This window comes from Vibrio sp. 10N.239.311.G01 (assembly GCF_041465805.1).
In the GTDB taxonomy this organism is placed as follows: Bacteria; Pseudomonadota; Gammaproteobacteria; order Enterobacterales; family Vibrionaceae; genus Vibrio; species Vibrio crassostreae_C.
Genome location: NZ_JBFSRM010000032.1, coordinates 13,388 through 32,515, shown reverse-complemented (window position 1 = coordinate 32,515; position 19,128 = coordinate 13,388). Strand labels below are relative to the sequence as shown.

General features: G+C 41.9%; 13 protein-coding genes. 7 read left to right on the top strand and 6 right to left on the bottom strand.

The genetic code is table 11. The annotated features are described in order from the left end of the window. Nucleotides 1-273 precede the first annotated feature (273 nt). Nucleotides 274-885, top strand: coding sequence for a toxin-antitoxin system YwqK family antitoxin (locus tag AB6D06_RS19920; protein ID WP_017061462.1), 612 nt, complete (start codon nucleotides 274-276; stop codon nucleotides 883-885). A gap of 1,291 nt (nucleotides 886-2,176) precedes the next feature. Next, nucleotides 2,177-2,890, top strand: coding sequence for an oligogalacturonate-specific porin KdgM family protein (locus AB6D06_RS19915; protein WP_010438391.1), 714 nt, complete (start codon nucleotides 2,177-2,179; stop codon nucleotides 2,888-2,890). Between the two features lie 140 nt (nucleotides 2,891-3,030). Here the strand turns inward: AB6D06_RS19915 and AB6D06_RS19910 are convergent, their stop codons facing one another. The 3 genes from AB6D06_RS19910 to AB6D06_RS19900 all read right to left on the bottom strand — a co-directional run bounded on the left by AB6D06_RS19910 (nucleotide 3,031) and on the right by AB6D06_RS19900 (nucleotide 6,605). Beyond that, nucleotides 3,031-3,747, bottom strand: a complete 717-nt coding sequence (locus AB6D06_RS19910; protein ID WP_010438390.1) for a 3'-5' exonuclease — start codon at nucleotides 3,745-3,747, stop codon at nucleotides 3,031-3,033. Beyond that, nucleotides 3,747-5,609, bottom strand: a complete 1,863-nt coding sequence (locus AB6D06_RS19905; RefSeq protein WP_017061466.1) for a DUF294 nucleotidyltransferase-like domain-containing protein — start codon at nucleotides 5,607-5,609, stop codon at nucleotides 3,747-3,749. The genes AB6D06_RS19910 and AB6D06_RS19905 overlap by 1 nt, the downstream gene beginning before the upstream one ends. Before the next feature lie 276 nt (nucleotides 5,610-5,885). Beyond that, nucleotides 5,886-6,605 carry a FadR/GntR family transcriptional regulator gene (locus tag AB6D06_RS19900; RefSeq protein ID WP_010438385.1) on the bottom strand — a complete coding sequence of 240 codons (720 nt, stop codon included), beginning with the start codon at nucleotides 6,603-6,605 and terminating at the stop codon, nucleotides 5,886-5,888. 342 nt (nucleotides 6,606-6,947) lie between these two features. On the opposite strand from AB6D06_RS19900, the gene AB6D06_RS19895 reads away from it, so the two are divergent. The 3 genes from AB6D06_RS19895 (at nucleotide 6,948) to AB6D06_RS19885 (ending at nucleotide 10,137) form a co-directional block, all read left to right on the top strand. Continuing rightward, nucleotides 6,948-7,724, top strand: a complete 777-nt coding sequence (locus AB6D06_RS19895; RefSeq protein ID WP_372111537.1) for an SDR family NAD(P)-dependent oxidoreductase — start codon at nucleotides 6,948-6,950, stop codon at nucleotides 7,722-7,724. A 174-nt stretch (nucleotides 7,725-7,898) separates the two neighbouring features. Beyond that, entirely contained in the window at nucleotides 7,899-8,621 is a 723-nt protein-coding gene (locus AB6D06_RS19890) for a FadR/GntR family transcriptional regulator (RefSeq protein ID WP_017063624.1), read from the top strand. Nucleotides 8,622-8,769: 148 nt separating this feature from the next. Beyond that, nucleotides 8,770-10,137, top strand: a complete 1,368-nt coding sequence (locus AB6D06_RS19885) for an MATE family efflux transporter (protein WP_081322222.1) — start codon at nucleotides 8,770-8,772, stop codon at nucleotides 10,135-10,137. A gap of 230 nt (nucleotides 10,138-10,367) precedes the next feature. On the opposite strand, the gene AB6D06_RS19880 is transcribed toward AB6D06_RS19885, so the two are convergent. Further along, entirely contained in the window at nucleotides 10,368-11,405 is a 1,038-nt protein-coding gene (locus AB6D06_RS19880; protein ID WP_102428438.1) for a polysaccharide lyase family 7 protein, read from the bottom strand. Between the two features lie 538 nt (nucleotides 11,406-11,943). Here AB6D06_RS19880 and AB6D06_RS19875 point away from each other — a divergent pair. Together AB6D06_RS19875 and AB6D06_RS19870 are read left to right on the top strand one after the other, a co-directional pair. Continuing rightward, nucleotides 11,944-12,804: an oligogalacturonate-specific porin KdgM family protein gene (locus AB6D06_RS19875; protein ID WP_017063621.1), complete on the top strand. Its 861-nt coding sequence runs from the start codon at nucleotides 11,944-11,946 to the stop codon at nucleotides 12,802-12,804. 192 nt (nucleotides 12,805-12,996) lie between these two features. Then, complete coding sequence (locus AB6D06_RS19870) at nucleotides 12,997-14,253, top strand: hypothetical protein (RefSeq protein WP_372111533.1); 1,257 nt, start codon at nucleotides 12,997-12,999, stop codon at nucleotides 14,251-14,253. Nucleotides 14,254-15,206: 953 nt separating this feature from the next. Here AB6D06_RS19870 and AB6D06_RS19865 read toward each other — a convergent pair. After that, on the bottom strand, nucleotides 15,207-16,772 hold the full coding sequence (locus AB6D06_RS19865; RefSeq protein ID WP_102428436.1) for a polysaccharide lyase family 7 protein: 1,566 nt from the start codon (nucleotides 16,770-16,772) through the stop codon (nucleotides 15,207-15,209). 430 nt (nucleotides 16,773-17,202) lie between these two features. Next, complete coding sequence (locus tag AB6D06_RS19860; protein WP_372098155.1) at nucleotides 17,203-18,945, bottom strand: polysaccharide lyase family 7 protein; 1,743 nt, start codon at nucleotides 18,943-18,945, stop codon at nucleotides 17,203-17,205. Nucleotides 18,946-19,128: the final 183 nt, after the last annotated feature.

Below are 19,128 nucleotides of genomic sequence, written 5' to 3'. Positions count from 1 at the left end.
ATCGAAGATTCATCGTTAAAAACTATTATTCTTGACGATCAAAGCTTAAAGAAGAGCAGCAAAAATATCGTTAGATATAATTTATAAAAATGAATTAAACCAATATATTTGTAGTACAAATAAGATCGATAATTTGCTTTTAAAAGTTCCCTATATTAGGCAGCCAATAATGAAAACTTGAAAACCACTATTAGATACTGACAGGGATACACGGAAGTGAAATGCTTTTAACACACCCGTTACACTTTCCCCGTCCAATAAAAAGGTGTCATTATGAAGAAATACGTTCCAATCTTAATTGCTCTTAGTACGGTATCTTCTATGAGCTATGCAGCAACACCGCGTGAAGATGCTGTTGACTACTTACAGATGCGTAAAGGCGTGGCTTACCAAGTAAACCATTCAAAACCTTTCACTGGTCAATTTGAAGAGAAGTTCGATAACGGCCAAGTCGCGACCCAAGCTCAGTTTGCCGATGGCTTAGAACTTGGGCTAGAAACTAACTGGTATCCGAATGGCCAAGTCGCTTCTAAAGTGAATTACGTAAAAGGTGAACTGCAAGGCAAAGCTGAAACCTGGTATCCAAACGGACAGAAAAAAGCAGAACTCAATTATAAAGACAATGAACTATCAGGCACCGCCTCTCGCTGGTATCCCAATGGGGAACAAAGCCTGACAGCTGAATACAGCGACGGACAAAAAGATGGATTGGTAACGGACTACTACCCGAACGGTAATAAGGCCAGCCAAGCGAAGTTTGATGAAGGTGAAGTCGCGAACGGAAAACTTACTCGCTGGAATACTAACGGTGACAAAGTTGAAGAACTGACCTTTAAAGATCACAAAGTCACCTCTAAACAGGTGTGGATGCCTACAGAAAGCTAAGCCTCAAGAACAGCTCTCACGGAGCTCTTTGATATAACTAAACGCCTGCTGTTAAAGTTTGCAGCTACACGTCTGCAACTAAGAGACAAGAGAAGAGAAGAGAAGAGAAGGGAAACGAACATTCATGTGATTAAGCGTGAATGTTCGTGGCTTTGATGCTGTAACAGACTCACTTGAGCGTGTTGTCATCAACCTAAAAGCCTATTCTTAAGCCGCGGTTTACACGCTTATTGAGCCGCACACGACTCTCTACTCAAATTTCAAATAAAAAAACGCTCATGTTGCCTGTATCAACATGAGCGCAAAGGTAGATCTTCACTACCATCTCCTACCTTTCTAAAGGAAAGCAGAAGTTATAATTAGAATAGTTGGGAGCAATAATCAAAATGCTCTTACAAGCACTTCAACGATTTCTTCTTTTTCATCAGTTTAGAGCGACTATATCCAATCGTTCTAACTCCGATCTCTATAGCAGGCTGTGTAACTGCCTTGCCTACTACACTTCAAACCTTTTTTGATTGAGGCTTTTTATCCCCTCACGGCAAATACATCGTACTTTTAGGTATGTTAACTTTTAGACTATCTTCGCTTTTAAACAAAGCCTTAGCCTTAAAACCATCATCCCAATGCAGCTATGAACCATAAGTTCATCCATTCACGTCGGTAGTCACTTAAAACTAACCGACAGAATCACTACCTAAAACCATACAGATGCATGTGCACCTGTTTAACGTACTGACGATATGAGTTGCCACATAAAGTTAGTAAATAATAATGTATTACAAATAAAAATGACAACTAAAGATTCAATTTTTTGCTGTAGCGCACATTTATTGATAGACAAAACTCAGAAAATCAACATAACCTGAAAAATAACCATTAAAAAACAAAGGCTTAATTCAAACCCTAACTTTGTAACCCTTTGTAAATAGTGGTTTTATCATGACAACACGATCTAATTCACAGAACCTCACCATTCTAATCGCTAGCATATTTGTAGTATTTTAATTCAAAAGAAAGAGTAACCCTACACACGAAAACAAACGTCATCGCATTGAGCGTATAACTCCGCTTTACCTAAAAGCCGGCGTTGCTAGGGAAAACCCTGAATGGTGAAACTGGCAACTTAGACAGACTTTAGCAAGTTCACAATGAAAAAGAACTTAGCGGAAATATGGGCTCAGCGCGACGTAGAACGACTTTACCCAAAACTTTAATCCCAATACAACAAAGGGCTCAACGTTGGTCCTTTATTAACCATTTTTTATTTAGATACAGTGGAAACAATAAAATGATAAAAACGAATAAAGTAACGCTTGCAGTATTAGCAACTCTTTTTGCAGGCAGCGTGTCTGCGGCATCACTAGATTTTCGTGAAGAGTACAAGCACGATTCGGAAGAATGGGCTGGTCGAGTGAAAATTGGTGGTAGCACAGGTAATCATTACTACGGCGTAGAAATGAAGCACAAGGGTAACCTAAGCGAACTTCAACGTGGTGATAACGAATTTGAATACGGCTACCACTTCAAATTCGATAACAACTGGCGTGTAACAACTTCAATGCCGATTACTTTCGGTGATGAAGCGGTAACTTACAAACCGCAAGTACGTGTTCAATACAAATTTGATTCAGGTGTAACAACGAAACTTCGTTACCGCCATGAGTTCCGCAATTATGCATCAGGTAAAACTTCAACAGGCCTTGATGGTAAGCAACACGACTCATTAAATGCCGGTAAAATTACGGGTAATATCGATTACAACTGGAACGCTTGGCAGTTTGGCTTTGAAGCAAACTACAAAGAAGATTTCTTTAATGACGAATGGAAAATGGGTAACAACGGCGAGTACGAGTGGGACTACAACATGAAGATCGGCTACAAAGAAGCAGATTGGAGTTGGCGCCCATACGTAGAATTTGGCAACGTTCAATGTACAAGTGATACGGTGTGTGACTCAAGCCGTCAACTACGTAGCCGTGTAGGTATTACTTACAGCTTCTAAGCTGTTCCCTATATGAAAAGTCTAAGATGATAACTGCCTAATTTTCTAAGACCCAAACAAAAGCCAGCATAATCGCTGGCTTTTATGCTTTCAAATCAGTTCAGTCAACAATGATTCAAATAAGGGAACAAATGGCTTCCCTAGTGACTGATCCTATATAAAAATGATAGTGTCACTTCATCATTCGGAACCACTCGTTTCTGTTGAGCCAAAAATAGCTCCGCTGTTGAAACTGCATCAGCTAACGCATTGTGGCTGTTATACTCAGGAAGACCATACCTGTCACGTGTGCCTGCCAAAGTTAAATCTACCTCTTCATGATTACTGATCGCTTTCTCCATAGATTTTTCAATACACAATGTATCTAACCAAAGCAAAGGCACCGTTCTCAATCCGTAACATCGAAGTAGATATTGACTAATGAACTTCTCTTCTACAACACAAGCGTGCGCAACAATGATTTTACCTTTTGCGGCTTCAAAAAAGGTCAGCATGGCATCATGAATTGACGCGCCCTCTTCCAACATTTGCGGCGTAATGTGATTAATAACCGCGGTTTCTGCGTTGATCTGAGAGTCGTTGTTAAGATAGATGTGTTTGGCAGATGCCAAATCAATTCGCCCCTTAACCACATCAACCCACCCCATCGATAAAATCAGATCTTGTTCACTGTCTAAGCCCGTCGTTTCAAGATCTAACACAATATACTCACTATCTTTAGCCAAATCCGCCATCTCTGGACACGGCTGTTCAACAAGATCGTGTAATGCTTCAGGCAGTTTAACCGTATTTAGGTATTGCTTTCGCTTGCGCTTGACTCGCTCAAGCGGATGAAAATAATTTAACAATGCTCTCATTAGCGCGCTCCAAAACGAATTTTCGCCGCTTCTTGAAGGTCAGCAATGATCCTAAAGGCATCTTTCAAGTGTTTACGCTCAAAGCTACCAAAGCTATCTGGGTTGATGTTGTTGTCAGGCACATCCCCGTTCTTCAGCGCTTCAAGTTGATGGCCAAAACGGAAAGAGAGAATGAACTGGTAAGCACCCAGAATGTTCTTGAATGCATCGTCGCTCAGCATGCCTTTTTCATTGGCAGCAGCGAAACGTTCGTCAGTCGCCGACAAATCGCACTCCACAGCAAGGCCATAAATACGCGCTAAGTCGATAATCAAGTTGATCGCGTACTTCTTCACGTTCAACGTTTTCTTATTCTCACCTGACTTCTCTAGCACTAAGCTATTGAAGATGCCAAGTGGCGGGTTGGTATTGACCGCGTCTTTCACTAGCGTGCTTAAAAACTCACGGTTACCGCGAATATTGCTATGCAGCTCATCGCGCAGAATACCTTCGAACTCACTGTTGCCGTAGATAGTACGAATTTCTAGGAACACACTGATATTAAGCAAGCGTTCGTACTCTGGGTTAGCCACCCACTTCTTGTAGTAGTGCTTCCATACACTGAGTGGCTGACACCATTTTGGCGTCGCAGCCATGAATTTACCTGGACATAATGGGTAGTGACAGCTTGCTAAGCCGTTGGTCACCATCATCGCTAAGTGTTTGAAGTAAATACGGTCACTGTCGGTTGCATCGTCAGCAAGAACAATCGCGCTGTCTTGGTCCGACAACATGTGCACTTCATTACGTGCGTGCGATCCGGCTACGATCCAAGAGAAATCACACGGTGGTGGGCCTAACTTATCAATCGCTATTTGAATCAATCGACGGGTGTAGGCGTCCATAATCATGGTCATTACCTTGCCGACGGTTTCAGGCGCCACTTTACCTTCCACCAGCGCTTCAAAAATAGCTTGTCGCTCTGAGGTGAACGAAGACATGGTTTTCACGCTGCCCGCGTATTTGATTTTCTCGATCAAGAATATCGCTTGAACACGGTGGTTTTGAACCAAATGAGACGTAGTAAGAAGACCAACGACCTTATTCTCTTTCACAACGGGCAAGTTACGGATATTAAATTGCATCATGATAGAGGCCGCATGCAGCACCAGATCATCCGGTTTTACAGTAAGTGGAGAGTGCGTCATTACCTCTGAGATCAGGCTATCAGTACTCACGCCGTGGGCAATCACTCGCTTAGTCATGTCTCGGTCGGTGATCAAACCAACAATGGTTTCACCTTCATAGATCACGGCACACGGTGAGCGTTGATGAAGCATTTCAACCGCAACCGACTGGATGGTTTGCTCAGACTTAACAATTGCCACCTGCCCGCTTGCCACTTCCTCAACTTTACGAATGAACAGGCCTTTCTCTTTATTCGACCAGACCACATCCAGTGCCGACTTCAAGCGAACCTGCGCCTGTGAAGCAAAGTGTTCTGCGCAACTTGGAAAGGCTTTGAAAAGCGTTTGAAGTGCCGAGTGTGGAATCACATAAAGTAAGGTGTTTTCGATTGCGACAGCTCTATAGCCTTTTTCGTCGTTGACTTCAGAATCTAAGAACGTAAAGCCAAACAAATCTTCACTGCCTAGACGGGCACGAAGCACACCGTCCGATTTTCTTTGCTCCATAGATCCTGTTCGAATGATATAGAGCGACTTTTCTTTTCCTGACTCGCATAGATCGACGACATCCCCTTTGGCTAGATAGGTAATCTGAACATTAAAAGCGAGGTCACGAAGCGCTTCTTTAGGGATCTTATCGAAAGGGTCTATCTGACCGATGAACTGAAGAATATTTGGCAATAGAGACTGAGGCATATAATCACACTCGCATTAATTTGATTAGTATTATTATATAACTAACAATGCTGGTTACTAGCGGTTTTAGCAAAACAACGCACATAAGACTAAATATTGGACATCGGTCAAGTTTTCATCAATTTTGGATGTAAAAAAAGCACGTATTAAACGTGCTTTCAATAGATAACTGTCTGTAGTAACAGCAATTTTAGGTTGACTCCACTAGGTATCCAGAGCAACGCTCGATAGAAACGGCTAAGACCTTAGAGTTGAAACCTCACCCAAAACACTAAGCTAGCTTGCTACTGGCAATCTGTGGTTAGTATCTAATAGATGACTTGCAGAAGCTTGGCGTGCTTTATCACTGTTACCCGCCATGATTGCTTCATAAATTTGACGGTGTTCATTAATACACGTACTTCCCTCTTCTGAAGAATGAGAAATAAAGTTAACAAACATTGTCGTTAAGATATTGCCAAATGGAAGGTAAAAGTCATTACCTGTTGCATTGAAGATGAGGCTATGGAATTTCATATCAATATCTAGCCAACTGTCTTGGTTAAACTCTTCAGCACCTGATATTTCTACCATCTGTTGGAAAATGCCCGACAGTTCAATGCGTTGTTCAGCGCTCGCGAACTGAGCAGCCAATGCACATGCTTCTGGTTCAATCGCGCGACGTAAGCCCAAAAACTGATGACAGAATTGGTCTGTATCTGCCAAACCATCCATCCATTCGATCAATTGCGGGTCTAAAAAGTTCCAGAACGCACGGTCAACAACGCGAGTACCGATCTTTGGTCGAGATTCTAGTAGGCCTTTTGAAGTAAGAAGCTTAACCGCTTCTCTTAATGCAGTCCTACTAATTCCAAATTGCTCACACAGAGCCATTTCACCAGGAATGATAGAGCCTTGAGGCAAATTGCCCGACAAAATACCACGTGCGATTTCACGTGCAACTTGCACATGAAGGCTTCGCTTAGAGCCTGAAATCGAATTGAAAGAGCCAGCCATGTGTCTACTTACTTATTAGATATGTATTATTTAACTCGGACTATAGCACTGATTTATATCTGCACCAACTAAGTATAAGAATAACGTGAGGTCACGAATGATATAGGCTAGCGAAGATTTTATGAATATTATAAGTATTTAGTTCATCAAACTAATTAAAAACATTTATTCATACAAATGGTTCTTATTTACACCGTTTTTTGTATGCGCAAACTCACAAAACGACTCTTACTCTCACTATTTATGTCGTTGATGATCAGTTTTGAGATGACTATCCTTGAATACTGCAAGTGTTATTGTATGATTTATTAACGCGAATGATCTACAATATAGGCGACTGTGATGTTTAACGATTTAAAAGGCAAACGCATTCTAATTACTGGCTCTACTGCAGGTATGGGCTTAGCTACAGCACGTATTTTCGCAAAGTATGGTGCAAAAATTGGTATCAATAGTCGTGCTTCTAGCCCAAAAGTTGATGACGTTCTATCTGAACTTACCGCACTGGGTGGCGATGTTGCCTTTTTTCCTGCAAACCTAATGGACACATTAGAGTGCGAAAGGTTAGTCAAAGAGTTCACTGATCATTTTGGTGGCATGGACGTGTTGATTAACAACGCCGGTGGCCTTGGTGGTCGCGCCAATCTAGAAAATATCGATGATGAGTTTTATGAGCGCGTAATGAACCTTAATGTTCGCTCTGCGCTGATGACAACCAAGTTCTCTATCCCGCACTTACGCGCCTCTGCTGCTGAGTCCGGGCAAACATCTTGTGTGATTAGCACGGGTTCGATTGCCGCTCGTGAAGGTGGTGGTGTGGGTGCTGGTGTATATGCCGCATCGAAAGCTTGGTTACACGATATCCATCGGAACTGGGTAAAAGAATTTGCTAAAGACAATATCCGTTTCAACATTGTTTCACCGGGCACTATCGACACCGCATTTCACGATGGCAAGAGCGACGATTTGAAAGCGACCATTGCTAACAACATTCCAATGGGACGCTTTGGCCATATTGATGAAGTTGCCCCTTCATTCGCTTTCTTTGCATCGCACGCTTGCAGCGGTTACATCACAGGTCAAATCCTAGATGTTAACGGCGGACAAATAACGCCCTAGTTAGCTGGTTTATATAAGCTCACTCAGCGATTTAAGTTCGCCACACTATATAAGGTTAACAGACCCGAGTAGATGAGGGAAAACCTCACACCAAATTCGACGTATACACTGACACTAAACACCAGATTCGTCTGGCTTTTAGTGTTTTCAAAGTTTCAATTTCAGGTGGTTTAAATGTCAATATTTACATTGGTGGAAGATTCAAGCCGCCGAATTCATGTTCAAGTGGCGAGACAAATTGCTCGCAAGATCTTGTCAGGCGAGTTAGAAGAAAATCAAAAGTTACCCAGCGAAATGGAGCTGTGCGAAATCTTTGGAGTGAGCAGAACTGCCCTTCGAGAATCAACTAAGCTACTTTCGGCAAAAGGTTTAATCGAGTCGAAGCCAAAAGTGGGCACTCGTATCAAACCGAGAACACAGTGGCACTTCTTGGACCCGCAATTGCTGTACTGGATCCAAGATTTAGAAGATACTAAACCCTTCTTGTCTCAATTTTTAGGCTTAAGAAAAGCGATTGACCCGGAAGCGTGTGCGCTCGCTGCAACCAATGCAACTGTAGAGCAACGCAAAGAGCTTTCGATTCTTTTCCAGAAAATGACCATCGCAGCAAATAGCTTCGATTATGAAGAGTGGACGACCAACGATCACCTGTTTCACCAAACGATTTTCTTATCGACAGGTAATCAATTTTACATTCCATTCGCGAACATTCTGTCGACTATCTTCAAGCAGTTTATCGACCACTCCGCTGAAGGCGGTCGCTTCTGTTTAGAAGAACACAAAGCGATTTACGACGCAATAATGTCTGGCGATGCCAAGCAAGCTCGAATTGCTTCTCAAGTCCTGCTAGACGATGAGAACCAAAAGCTCTCTAGGGTTGAATTAGCCATCGCATAACCGAGATTAACCAAACTGACTTGTTTTTCAAAGACACAAGTCAGTCTTGTTTTAGCACCCATTTTTTAACCATCAACTACCGTAGTGTTTTCTTCTTTAAACGCTCTACTCCGCCACCTCAGAGAAAGCTTACGGTTATACACATAAGGTGTTGTTTGTGTCTTCACAATCGTACGTAAGGAAAAATTTCTCTCTCGCCTGGCCCCTCGCCTTAAACGGTATCTTGATGCAGTCGATGTTGATGATCGACACACTGCTTGTCTCTCCTCTTGGTGAAATCCCTTTAGCTGCAATGGGGATTGCGACGACTATCGTTGCCTTTGTACTGGGAATTCAAATGGCGCTGGCAAACGGTACTCAGTTAGTATTAAGCCGCGCAGTGGGCTCTGGCATCGCCGCATCATTATCTAAAGCATTTTGGGCAGGGTTATTTATCAACCTTGGCGTAGCAACACTATTTTGGCTTCTACTTACTTTTTTCGAACAACCCTTGATTCAAGCTTTAACAGATGACGCTTCCCTTCACTTAGAAATCAGCCGCTATCTAGACATCTCGAAATACATCGTTATTTTTACCGCGTTAACGCAGGTGATCATTGCTTTATTTAATGCGCTAGGCAGAACTAAAGTCCCATTCAAAGGTTACTTAATTGAACTGCCTATCAATGCTGTACTCTCATATGTGCTGATTCATGGTTTTTCTAATTTTGAAGGGATTGGAGTACAAGGCGCTGCATTAGGCAGCATTATTGCAATAACGATCCGCTTGCTGTATTTGGTTTTGTGCGTGCATTTAAGCTCAGCGATTTCACTCAAATTAGACGCTCAGCGCTCTGAATTCTTTACCAACGTTCGCCGTCACTTTATCGAAATATTCCCTGTAGCAGCGAACGTGACCATGCTTTTGATTGGCGCAACGATATATCAATTGTTGTATTCGCAACTTAACATCAACGCTTACGTAGCGATTACTTTGGTGATGCCTTGGATCAGGGCTGTCTCTCAATTTATTACCGCTTGGGCTCACTCTTCCGCGATTACTATCAGCCAAGCGATTGGCTCCAAAAAGATGGATGACCTAGTCAAAAACGTCGATACCAGTATCGATATTGCAGTCGTCATTTCTTTCGTTTGTGCACTCTTATTCGCAGGATTAAGTCTGGTCATTGGTGACATTTACCCGAACTTGGATGAATCTACCTATCAAGCATTGGCCGTTATCGCCCCACTCTACATATTCTTGCCAATTGTTCGTGGCTACAACACGGTTCATGGGAATGTACTAAGAGCACTAGGAAAAACGACCGCAGTCTTCAAAATCAACTTTACTGGTCAATGGGTAATTTCAATTCCATTGTGTGCATTGATCATCTTTGGTTTAGATGGCTCTATCTTTTGGGCCTTTGCTATCCAACCATTCGAAGAAGTCGTTAAAGCTTTCCCATTCCGTCACTTAGCTCGAAAGTCTCTAAAGGAGTTTGATGCCGACAAAGCTAAAGAGTTGATGTATGACTAAGTCCGGTATCGAGTCGCCGTCCTAAAATCTTTCTACGCTTTCTGATTACAACCTTGTCTTTTGACAAGGTTGTATTGTTTCAGCTGTACCGTTCATTGGTAAGCTTCATTGTACTCTCGCTGATACCCGGCTCATCTTAAATCTCATAGAAAACAAAAAGACCACTCAACATTCGGTTCAGTGGTCTTCGAAAACATTCCTTAAGGCCTGTTTCTAACTAGCCTTATGTACTATTTGCCGTTCAACTTTAGTGCCGAGAAAGTCACACTGTTATAGTCGCCATTCTTTTTATCGACAGCGAAATCGCCAGTACCGCCACAACCTGGCCCCCATACAGGGTGAGAATCGCTCACGCTACATTGGCCGTATGCGCCCGCTTTGTAATAGAAATCATCTTCAGCATAACCCGTTGGTGAATCAAGCTCATCAATACCCTTGCTCAGATCGATTTCATACTTAACCGTATCGTGACGTTCTGTTTCAAACGTTAGGTACATCATGGTGCCTTTCACTTCCACTTTGTAGCTAAACTCTTCACCAAGAGCAATGCCTGCTTCACCCGGTTCCGCTGGGTTTTCCCAAGTGTTACCCCACACTGGATAAGCGATATCGGCACGGTTAGGATCTTTTTTCTCTAGGTTACGCTCATAGTTCCAAAATACTGAACCCATTTCTTGGCCAGGAAACTTCTTATAGAAGATCTTTAGTGGTTCATTACCATGCCCGTAACCAGTTCCAGCTTTGATTAACTCATTATGTTTTTTAGCGTGAATCTGACCAACAACCACCGAGTGAGCTGGGTACTTTTCTGGGAACTTAGCGTTAACTGAGACGTGATTAACTTTTAATGTCGCTTCTAATGTTCCGCCAACAGCACTGTATTCACTAGCCGCTGGGTGACTCGACAGTGCCCACTGGTTTCCTTTATCAGCCGTATCGATAGAGAAATCTGCGCCTCTTGGCATTTGTCGTAATTCAGAACGCGCATTCTTCGAGTTTTTCGTCGTAATCGCTTGGTTCTGCACTTCAAATACAAGGTTGCCGTCTTTATCAAGATGGAAGAAATCACTATGTGAGTAGCTCATCATGGCTACCCCTTCTATTTCATCAACACGACCATCTTCATTAATATCTGAAGGTATGGTTATTTTCCAATTATGCATATCGAATTTATCGGCAGGTACGGGGTAAGAAACACCGTTATTTGCGAAAGTAACCATTGGTACAGTCGCTAATAGCGCCACTGCTAATATGTTTTTCTTAAACATGACTCATCCTTTATTGTTAACAGATACCGAGTACACAATCAGTACAGAAACCACTTTTGAACACGAATTAGTACTAAATATTTTCTCTTCGACTTAAATAAGCCAACCGATAAATAGAATTTACATTTAGCCATTTTGTAACTTTTATTAAACATCTGGCTATGGTTTATATTTATGCCTCTCAACATGCTCCCTATGTTTAAGCCACGATGGTTAAAATCATCATTATTAACATATAGAAACACTTAATATTTGTATTATTTTAACACATGCAAAAAAGTGAGTTTCTAAGGTTTGTGAATATGAGAAGTACGTCATGATTGATTTAATACACAAGCCCTAAATTGAGATATTCATAACATTTAGCTATATATTTGGGCCATTAGTCAGAACTTTTTGATAGATCTCACAGAAATCTGACTCAATAATAAATACCATATTTGTCATACATTAATTTAATACCATGTAAGGTATTGGTTTGTGAGCCACGGGTACATTGGATGTATCCAGAATAAAAAAATAATAGTGAGACAAAGGTATGAATTCTGTTACAAAAATTTCTGCAGCTGTTGCATGTACTCTTTTAGCGGGCACAGCTACTGGTGCATCTCTTGATTATCGTTACGAGTATCGTGCTGCGACGGATTATACAAAAACAAATGGCGACACGGCTCACGTAGACGCTCGCCATCAACACCGAGTGAAGCTAGGTGAAAGCTTTAAACTGTCAGATAAGTGGAAGCACTCAACGGGCCTTGAAGTTAAATTCCATACTGACGATTCTTACTACGACGCAGATTCTGGCGAAGTTAAATCAGCAAACAGTAGAAGCTTCTATGACGGCAATTGGTATATTTACGGTATGGAAGTAGAAAATACAGCAACTTACAAAGTCGATAACAACTGGTATCTACAAGTTGGTATGCCGATCGCTTGGGACTGGGATGAGCCGAACTACAACGGCGGTGACTGGAAGATGAAAAAAGTCACTTACAAACCTCAATTCCGTGTTGGTTATAATGCGGATATGGGATTAACGACTGCCATTCGTTACCGTCACGAGTATGCTGATTTCCGCAACCACACTCAATTTGGTGACAAAGATTCAGAGACTGGTGAGCGTTTAGAGTCAGCACAGAAATCAAAAGTCACACTAACGGGTTCTTACAAAATTCAATCTCTACCTAAACTTGGCCTTTCTTACGAAGCTAACTATGTAAAATCGCTAGATAACGTACTTCTATATAATAGTGATGATTGGGAGTGGGACGCAGGTTTAAAAGTAAACTACAAGTTTGGTTCATGGAAACCTTTTGCAGAAATCTGGTCATCTGATATCAGCTCGTCTTCTAAAGATCGTGAAGCTAAATACCGCGTTGGTGTTGCTTACTCATTCTAATAATAAAATAGTCAGAATATAAAATAGCCCTCTCCTCTTGTAATTTATTTGGGCATATTTTAATTACTTTATTTTAAATAATAGGATGTTCTAATCAGAATTAGCTTCATCCTAATAAATATTTAACGACTATTCATTATCTATTTCTTATGTGATTTACATATGGATTTAATATCATAAAGAGAATATTTTATGCAAATTTCTAAAGTCGCTACAGCTGTCGCTCTTTCGACAGGTTTATTATTTGGTTGTAACAGTGATGGTTTACCTATTCCAACAGATCCAGGCGGAACAGACCCTGTTGAACCTGTTGAACCTGTTGAACCTGTTGAACCTGTTGAAGTTTACTCTATAGAAAACGTCTATTGGGATCTGACAGGTGGTGCTGTTGCTGCACAGTCACTCAGCGGAACTTCACCATATCGCTTTGATAATAGTGAGGAAGGTACTCGTACTCTAAGCATTTACAGTGGAGACGTAGCTAATGGCTTCACTTTTGAGAGTTCAATATATACTGCTGAAGAAGAAGGTGTTGTTTCCTTTGAAGGTAAGGACTGTACTTACACAGTGACTGAACAACAGCTAGATATGACCTGTGAAAAAGATGACGTAGAAACAGCTTACTCAGCAACAGAGATTACAGATGAATCTGTTATAACTGCATTAGAAAATGCCGATGATGGAAAACCTAAATCAGTCGATGATGTGAACGCTGCGATTGCATCAGCAGAAGATGGCGCGACTATTGATTTATCATCTGAAGGTACGTTTGATACCGGTGTTATTGAGCTAAATAAAGCTGTCACAATTGATGGTGCTGGTTTAGCAACCATTACCGGAGATGCTTGTATTGATGTCACTGCACCCGGTGCAGGTATCAAAAACATGACTTTTGCTAACGACAATTTGGCCGGGTGTTTTGGTAGGGAGTCAGCTGGTACTTCAGATAATGAAACTGGTGCGATCGTTATTGGTAAAATTGGTAAAGATTCAGATCCTGTAGCACTTGAAAACCTAAAGTTCGATGCAAACGGCATTACCGAAGATGATCTAGGTACTAAAAAAGCAAGTTGGTTATTCTCTCGAGGTTACTTTACATTAGACAATAGCGAATTTGTCGGTTTAAGTGGCAGTTTCCAAAATAATGCAATTCGTATTAACTGTAGTAGTGACAACGGGCGATTTGGTTCACAAATCACAAATAATACATTCACTATTAACTCTGGTGGTAGTGATGTGGGCGGAATTAAAGTTGGTGATTCTAGCAGTGCCGTCATAAAGAATAGTGATGATAACCTTGGTTGTAATGTCACTATCGAAAGCAATACGTTCAATGGTTACAAAACCCTACTTTCAGCTGACAACGGTAATGATATAAGAAATACAGCCATCTACGCACAACCATCTGCAGTGAACACTGCGGCAGGTAAAGAAAATATCTTGAACTAAGACTAAGAATATCAAAACAGACAAGTTGACTTGCTGTTTGCTTACCTTAGAACCTGACTTATTCAAAGCCATAGCAACTGCTATGGCTTTTTTTATTTTTAAAACACAGAGCTTATGACACGATTAAATTTAACAAACCAAATATCTATTTTATTAACTCTAATTAAAAACCAAAATAACTCTAGTGCTAATTGTCATTCTGTCTTTCTACTGATCTAGCCCTCTCAAAGCCTGTATCGATCATAGATAGACAAAGTCTCTCAGTTCTATACTAATCCTACAAATTATTATTCAGCGTCACCGTACAACTACAATCAGGGCATTTACGGCCTGCAAGTAACTAACGCTAAAGCGCATAACCTTGAGCTGTTAGAGTCGTTTGATCATCGACTTGAGCCCGCCTAGTATTTCATAAAGCATTGGAACCAATAGAATGGCTAACCCTACCCTTCTAATTATGAAAGAGTTAGAGCACTATTTATGGCTGTTGCTAGGAGCCTCACTAAACAACCCAAGAGTGACGGTTTCAAGAACAGTATGGGTAGTCAGCCGAGCTAACGCTTATTAGTAAACCACGCACATAATACGTTCGTGCATTGGCAAAGCCTTGAGAACAAGGTCAAAGTTTTCGAGCTATGGTGATTCCGATAAACATCACGACATTATTTGGGTTTGAATCCGCGACAGGCTAGCCTATTGGTAACTGAGATTAATCATGAGCTAGGTTAATTGTGATCGGCGCTTGGGGGGTAATAGTGACTGATAATGACTAAAGTTAATACTGAATGAGCTTAATGATAATGTCTTAAACTCTGTGCAACTGATAACTACCCCTCTCCTACTCAATTAAATCATACGCTTAAGCCCAACCAACAGCAGGCACAAAAAAGCCTCCAAACCCTAAGGCTGGAGGCTATTGCGATAGCTTTAATATTAAGTGTTATTCGGTTAGATTACTTTTGGTATTGATCGTGCGATACATCTAGCTGGTAGAAAGTCGCTTGTGAGTAATCGTCTAGGTCGCCGCTGATGTTTTGGTTGTAAACACCTGCTTTGAAGTACATGTACTTGCCGCCAACATCGTAACCGCTGTTACTCATATCAACCACTTGTTGTACGTCGTCATGACCTTCACGCATTAGCGTTACGATCAGATCGTGGCCTTTCACTTCGATGCGGTAGCTGAATACCTCACCAAGTGCGATACCATCCTCACCCACTTCTGCTGTCATGCCACCAACAAGTGGGTAGAAGTTCTCTTTAGTACCGTTTTGACCTTCGTGTGCAAAGTAAACCGCACCAGTCGCTTGGTTTGGCAATTTACGGTAGTACAAACGAATTGGCTCATCGTCTTTGTCGTGAATTTGACCAATGATAAAGCGACCTACTTCATTCGCGTTACCCGTTGTGGTTGCATGGTCAATCTTCAATGTTGCTTCCATTACGCCATCAATGCCAGCCGCCGCTTTTAGGTCAGCTTCTGGTGCCGTTGAGAATACCCAGTTGTTCTTGTTAACACCTTGGGTTTTGATCGACTGGTCACCACGACGCATCATTTCACGTAGCTCAGTACGAGCATACTTAGTGTTTGCAGACGTACGCACACCTTTTACGTAAGATTTGAATACCATGCCGCCATCATCAGCAGTGTAGAAGATCTCTGGGTGCTGGTAACCGTTTGCAAGGTTCCACTCAGAAACGTCATCTGGCTTGCCATTTTTGTCATGATCGAATGGTTGAGATAGGTACCAGTGAGTCAAGTCAAAGTTTTCGCTTGGTGCATTACCTGCAAGCGGTGTTTCAGGTAGGTTAGTCGGTGCTGGCATCGCAGTACGTGTTTGGCACTCTACGGTTGTATCACAAGGGTAAACCGCTGGTGCACCAAAGTTACCGGTACGCAAATCTTTGCGCGCTTCTTTAGCGGCTTTTTCTGCTGCTTTCATTTCAGCGATCATTGTTTGCTCAGCGGCAACCACTGCTGGCGTGATGATATGGCTTGTTGGACAAGCGTTAACATTACAGTTAACCGCCGCCAACTCAGTCAAGCTGTTCCAACCGTTTTTAGTGTTACCGTGACCCACGTATCTCACGTAGCGCGCTTGTACTGCTGGCTCGAATTGGAAACGCTCTAGGCCGATCGCTTTACCTGAGCTCAGTTGGTTTTCAAGTACGGTTGTCCAGGTTTCACCATCGACACTTACTTGAATATCAAATTTAGACTGACGCTCATTACCTTTACTGAAAGCGGCCTGAACTGCGTCAAACTCTTGTACAGAGCCGTAGTCTAGCATTGCCCACTCGCCGTCACCCGCTGAAGACCAACGCGTTGTAAGATCTTGGTCAAGAAGAAAATCTGGGCCGTTACCATCGTGGCTGCTTGCAGTAGCTGCAACTGGCATCAGTAGAGCTTCACCCGTTTCTTTGTTGTTCGGAAACTCAACCGTTGGTGTTGTGCTTGTACAACCCACCGCTAGTAGGACAGAAGAGGCAAGTAAGCTTTTTAGAATCGTTTGTTTCATATTAAACCCATTATTATATTACAAAGGCAGCGCTTGTAAGTGAAATCAAAGTCCGCGAACTCCTGTTATTAAGTGATTTATATTTGGATGTTTGCGAGAACATAAAAATCTTACGTAATCTTATAATACAAATAAAACGTTTCATTGAATAAATGAGACTGGGGACACTTTCTGCTTTATCCATATATTAACTGGATCACATTTCTTATTGATAAAATAGAGAGTAGATAAATTTTGGATCAGCATCTCGTCTAAGCGACGATAATTTTTGGTGGCTATTCACCGGGAAGTTGATCTCGTTATTTAAATTAAAGTCACCTAGCCCATTACATTTGAGCACAAAAAAAGACCACATTGTTAACAACTGATGTGGTCTTTTAATTACGGTTTTTATTTGTTAAACCAGCGCGAGTGTTAAAGCAGCGCGAGCTTAATAATGGGCCGCTCTCACAGAGCTAAAACTCACATCAAATATCTCACCGGCGTACTCGCTGTCTGGCTTAAATTGTGGGTAGATACCCGCTTTGAAGTAGAAAGCGATGTCGTTAGAGGCCCAATCTTGAGTTAAAGAAACCGTGTCCCCATCTTTATCTGTGTAATCTTGTCCCCAAGGGATTAAATGAGAAACGGTGTTGGTTCCATCTAAATCATGAGTCGCCAAGTAGATACCGTCTTGATTGGCACGAATCGTATATCGCCACTCTTCACTTGCCGAATAAGTCCCTAACTCGACACTGAACGGGTCACAATGATTACAGTCTTGGTTGTTGCGCTCAAAATCAGAGTTCAGTATCACTCTTACTGGCTTACTCTCGCCTTCCCATAACAGTTTCACCAGTGCTTGATTGATCTTCCAACCATGGATTTGTCCAAGTACCACTTTTGGATCTTGATTGTTGATGTTCGGGTAATCTTCAATTCGCAAGCTTGCGGTTAACTCGTGACTGGTAGCGTTCGTTCTAGTGTCGTCCAAATACCAACTTGTATCTTCATCGCTGGTGCTACAATCCGGTTGAACACTGCTTTGATACAACTCCCTGAGCTCAGAGCGAATATAGCTAGAGTTTTGGGTAGAGGTGCCGTATCCCATATCCGCTCTAAAGTGCATTCTTCCTTCATCAGTATTGAAGTAAGAAAGATCAATATCACTGTCGTACACATCGCTGTCATTTGAAAGAAGATCTTTACTCGATTCACAACGTTCTGGTTCTAACTCAGCAGCACTGTCACCACCGCTTCCATACCAATCATTCTTACTCGGTGGAATAGTCAGCTTCCAATCATTAATGTCCCAATCGTTTGATCCATCGATTTGAGTCGTGGTGTATCTCAACGCCTGATAGTAAGCAATCGCTTCACCATTCTCAAATTGGTTATAGATACCCGCTTTGAAGTAGCTCAATAAATGCTGCCAGTAAGCGATGTCTTGATTCACTTTTACTTCATCATTCACTTTGAGCGACAGTGTGTTCTCATAAACAGAAAGATCAAATTTGGTAAAACTGTCCAATTCCGCCTCACCTAAATCGTAGCGATTGTATGACGTGGCATAACAATCCGAAGAGTCAGCAGCGCTGCTACAATCAATGGCATTGTTTTTCATGACTGCCCAGTAGTGACCTGTGAGGCCATCTCGTTCTTGCTCCCAAACCACACGCAATAGCGGATGAGGGATATAACCCGTACCACTCTCATCAGTCCCCTTATTGTGTATCTGCAGCAACGTCACTTCATCATGATCAGCGGGAGAACTCGCCATGGCATGCTCAATATCAGGCAAGCTGATCTCGGCATACAGGCTTCGCCTTACGCCCGCTTCGTTGATATCGAAGTTTTCTCCCTCACGAACTTCAGAGCGCATCTTGTAGTTCGTCATTTTGAAGATAAGATTTTCCGTCTCTTCATCAGCATAAAAATAATCACTGACATAACCATCGAAGTTACCATCTTTGACTTCAGAGGTTTTATTGCCCTCCTCTCCATTAGGATCAGAGACCTGAAGATCTGAGCTGGAAAGGATGTTTTGATACTTGGTAATATCATAGGGAGCAACAACACCAGCGGGCATTCCTGGGTTATTGGTATCGGAAGGATCACTGCTGTCACTGGAGCTGCTTCCACCGCAGCCATACGTAAGCGAAGCGAGTACTACGACGAAGATTGGCTTATTCACATTTATCTCACTTATCCATAAGAATAGAGTGACAATGTATATTTGTACTATTTTATGTCAATTATATATTTATCAGAATGTGAGATGCGGCAAATGAAGTGGGATGAATGAGTATTGCGTAGAGTTAGACTCAAGAAAAACGCAGAAAGGCCACTCTAAACTCGCAAGCTATTGAGTGGCTCT